Annotated in this window: 1 rRNA gene; it reads left to right on the forward strand. The window is 51.2% G+C overall.

The window, feature by feature from the left end:
- Positions 1-1,744: ribosomal RNA gene (locus HPC37_RS10710) — 23S ribosomal RNA — on the forward strand; the annotation flags it as partial.
- Between the last annotated feature and the right edge of the window lie 31 nt (positions 1,745-1,775).

Here is a 1,775-nt window from a genome sequence, read left to right on the forward strand (position 1 = left end):
AATCTGTCATCAGTCATCTGTCATCTGTCCTCTGATAGGGTAGGGGAGCGTTGTGTAAGCGGAGAAGGTGACTCGAGAGGGTTGCTGGACGTATCACAAGTGCGAATGCTGACATAAGTAACGATAAAGGGGGTGAAAAACCCCCTCGCCGGAAGACCAAGGGTTCCTGTCCAACGTTAATCGGGGCAGGGTGAGTCGGCCCCTAAGGCGAGGCTGAAGAGCGTAGTCGATGGGAAACGGGTTAATATTCCCGTACTTGTTATAACAGTGATGTGGGGACGGAGTAGGTTAGGTTAAGCCGGGTGACGGAAGTCCCGGTCCAAGCGTGTAGGATGGATGATTAGGCAAATCCGGTCATTTAGATTCGAGGCGTGATGGGGAGCGACCACGGTTGCGAAGTAACTGATACCACACTTCCAGGAAAAGCCACTAAGCGTTAATGTTATAATAAACCGTACTGAAAACCGACACAGGTGGTCAGGTAGAGAATACTCAGGCGCTTGAGAGAACTCGGGTGAAGGAACTAGGCAAAATAGCACCGTAACTTCGGGAGAAGGTGCGCTGACGGTAATTGAAGTCCCGCGCGGATGGAGGTGAAGTCAGTCGAAGTGACCAGCTGGCTGCAACTGTTTATTAAAAACACAGCACTCTGCAAACACGAAAGTGGACGTATAGGGTGTGACGCCTGCCCGGTGCTGGAAGGTTAATTGATGATGTGAGAGCATCTGATCGAAGCCCCAGTAAACGGCGGCCGTAACTATAACGGTCCTAAGGTAGCGAAATTCCTTGTCGGGTAAGTTCCGACCTGCACGAATGGCGTAATGATGGCCAGGCTGTCTCCACCCGAGACTCAGTGAAATTGAAATCGCCGTGAAGATGCGGTGTACCCGCGGCTAGACGGAAAGACCCCGTGAACCTTTACTATAGCTTGACACTGAACATTGAATTTTGATGTGTAGGATAGGTGGGAGACTGAGAAGTGATAACGCCAGTTATGATGGAGTCGTTGTTGAAATACCACCCTTTAAGGTTTGATGTTCTAACGAAGACTGCGAAACGTGGTCTCGGACAGTGTCTGGTGGGTAGTTTGACTGGGGCGGTCTCCTCCCAAAGAGTAACGGAGGAGTACGAAGGTTTGCTAATGGCGGTCGGACATCGCCAGGTTAGTACAATGGTAAAAGCAAGCTTGACTGCGAGACGGACATGTCGAGCAGGTGCGAAAGCAGGTCATAGTGATCCGGTGGTTCTGAATGGAAGGGCCATCGCTCAACGGATAAAAGGTACTCCGGGGATAACAGGCTGATACCGCCCAAGAGTTCATATCGACGGCGGTGTTTGGCACCTCGATGTCGGCTCATCACATCCTGGGGCTGAAGTAGGTCCCAAGGGTATGGCTGTTCGCCATTTAAAGTGGTACGCGAGCTGGGTTTAGAACGTCGTGAGACAGTTCGGTCCCTATCTGCCGTGGGCGTTGGAGAATTGAAAGGGGCTGCTCCTAGTACGAGAGGACCGGAGTGGACGCACCGCTGGTGTTCGGGTTGTCATGCCAATGGCACTGCCCGGTAGCTATGTGCGGAAGAGATAAGTGCTGAAAGCATCTAAGCACGAAACTTGCCTTGAGATGAGTTCTCCCTGGTTTAAAATCAGTAAGGGTTGTTTAAGACGAAGACGTAGATAGGCGGGGTGTGTAATTACAGTGATGTATTGAGCTAACCCGTACTAATTGCCCGAGAGGCTTAACCATACAACGCTCAAGTGTTTTGGGGTCTGAGGAC

The sequence above is a fragment of the Spirabiliibacterium mucosae genome (assembly GCF_014884965.1).
In the GTDB taxonomy this organism is placed as follows: domain Bacteria; phylum Pseudomonadota; class Gammaproteobacteria; order Enterobacterales; family Pasteurellaceae; genus Spirabiliibacterium; species Spirabiliibacterium mucosae.